The following is a 2,538-nucleotide window of genomic DNA, read 5'->3' as shown; positions in this document are numbered from 1 at the left end:
ATGTCACCACAGACAAAACCTTACTCGATAAATATTACAATGGAGATCTGAAAAACACTTCCACCAATGTGATCTCCCCTGCGACCATCACATTTGCTAACACCACTGCCACAGGCAACAAACTCACCATCAATAATGCCACAGGCACACTCAAACTTGAAGGCTTGAAAGCTAACACTGCTAGTAGTTCAGAGTCTGCCAATGGCGTTGGCCTTGCCAATGGCTCTTCTCTTGTGAGCTCTGGTCTTACACTCATTGGAAATCTCTACTTTGCTAACACCACTTCTATCAAAGTAGGCAAAGACCAGGGCGTGTATTACAATCTAAGCTTTGATACCACTAAACAATCTAAAGCCAACAAAGGAGCAGGCAATTATCTCCAAACCAATTACATCGGTCTTGGCGTGGGTGCTTCAAGCCTAAGTGCAACAGGCCTTGGCTCACTCAGGTCTATGGATAAAAGCACAGAAGAGAACGCCACAGGCTATGACCCCAAAACAGGAGCAGACACAGGAACTATCACGCTAGCTACCATCGATGGAGGTCCTAGCAATGTTGGCACCATTGATCTCAACAACACAGGCGCTACCCTAGCCCTCTCTCCGAGCTATACTGGAGTTACTACTACTACTCTCAGTACAGATCAAAAGAAATTTAGTGGTGATAAGGCTATTGCTTCTTGGAATATCTTCAAAGACTTTGATATCAGAGGCACAAGCCTAGTAGGAGTGCAAAACACCACCATCACAGACCTAAGCTACAGCTTCTATGGTAAAACTGCAGATGACTCAGGCTTTGCCATGGTCTTTGCAAAAGCAAACGATAATAAAGGCTTAGAAACCATCGTGCCAAATAAAACCACCAATGATAATAATGGAGAGGGAGAAGACAGCACAGAAAATAAAAACTTTGATATCACCAATGCAGCCATTGCAGATACCATCAAGACTAATTCGACCAACAATCAAGCCTATGGTCAAAATGCCTATGTTGCCACATCTAGCTTTGCCATCGGCCAATTCCTCACAACCTCCAAACTCAATCTCACCTTCATCGGTGCTGATTCCATTGGAGGATATAGCTCGACCGTTGCTGCAAACAAAGTCACAAAAGTTGCCTCTTCTAACACAGGCTCTTTTTATAATTTCATCAATGCAGGCACACTCACCACAGCTGCCCCCACTAATGGTAGCACTGGCAATACAGACACCAACACACCCAATCAAATCCTCTCAGCCTTTACAAACATTGATAACTATGGAGAGCTCCGACTCCTAGGCACAAACCTAGTGGATGCAGATTTTAGCAGCTCTAAACTCAATAAACTCAATCTGCAGTTTGATAATCGTGATGCCAATGGAGAAGAGTCCAATACAGACAATGGCTATGCCACCTATAAAGATGCAAATGGCAATACCATTGATGTGACCACTAATGCCTTTGGTGCGCTCTCAGATTCGATTTTAAAGGTCAATAAATCCACCCTCAATGGAGAGCTCAAACTTGGTGCTATCAATTCCAATGTTGTCTTAGTCGGCACAGGCTCTTTGGGTAAAAATGCTAAAATCACAGGCACAGGCGGCGGTCAGATCATCTTAAGAAATGGCACCTTCACCTTTTCTAAAAATTACCAAACCCAAGCTAATAGTGGTAGTGCAGGGGCAAATGGTGGAGGAAGTAATGGAGACTCTTCTGCTACCCCAGCTGATGTAAAAACCTCTGATATCATCTCGTATAATAATTATGTCTATATCGATAATGCCACCATCAAGGCTGATATTTTCAATGGCTTTGGCACTGCTAAAATCTATTCTCCAGGTATCAGCGCAAGAGGTGTGAGCACCAATAATGTTGCTGTCTTTTATAACTACAAATCAAATACAACACCCTCTGACATCAATATTGCCACAGACATTGGCAACTATGATTACTCAAGTTTCAAAAACAATGCCAACGCACTCTATGGAAATATTGCCACCACTACGGCCATGACTTATACCTTCATTGGAGATAGCGCTTCAGGCTTTGGAGTGGCTAAAACCACAGATTCTAGCAGTGAGAACAAAGACATCACCCACACAGCCCTAGATAGTTCCCTAGCTCAAGCTACCATCAATCTCATTGACACAGGCTCTGTGCTAGCAAGCAATATCAGTGGTGTTGATTTCACCCCCACTCCTGCCCCCACAGAAGGTGCCACAAATAGTGGAAATGATGGAGCAAGCACAGCCCAAGATAGCACACCCCCTGCCCCCCAAGTCCCCAACAATACACTCAATTTCTATGGCAACACAGGGATCACACCCACAGAGGTAGCAAGCTCTGAAGGTAGTGATAGTGCTAAAAAACCCACACTAGATATCCAAAGCTCTAACCTCAAGATTGTAGCTACCATCAATCAAGCTAATGCCAGCTACTGGGGTGGCAAAACAGCTGCCCAACTCCAAGCAGAGGCCCAAAAGGTAGAAGAAGCCAACAAACTCAAGGCTGAAGAAAATTCTAAAGCTCCTGAAAATAGTGGCACTGATGTCCAAGCCG

At 44.2% G+C, this 2,538-nt stretch carries 1 protein-coding gene; it reads left to right on the top strand.

The features are described from left to right. Nucleotides 1-2,538, top strand: a 2,538-nt coding sequence (locus BKH46_RS09610; RefSeq protein ID WP_172402625.1) for a hypothetical protein, incomplete at both ends; no start/stop codon positions are given.

The sequence above is a fragment of the Helicobacter sp. 12S02634-8 genome (genome assembly GCF_002272865.1).
Taxonomy (GTDB): domain Bacteria; phylum Campylobacterota; class Campylobacteria; order Campylobacterales; family Helicobacteraceae; genus Helicobacter_J.
Note: the sequence above shows the minus strand (reverse complement) of the source record. Positions and strands in the feature narration are given on the sequence as shown.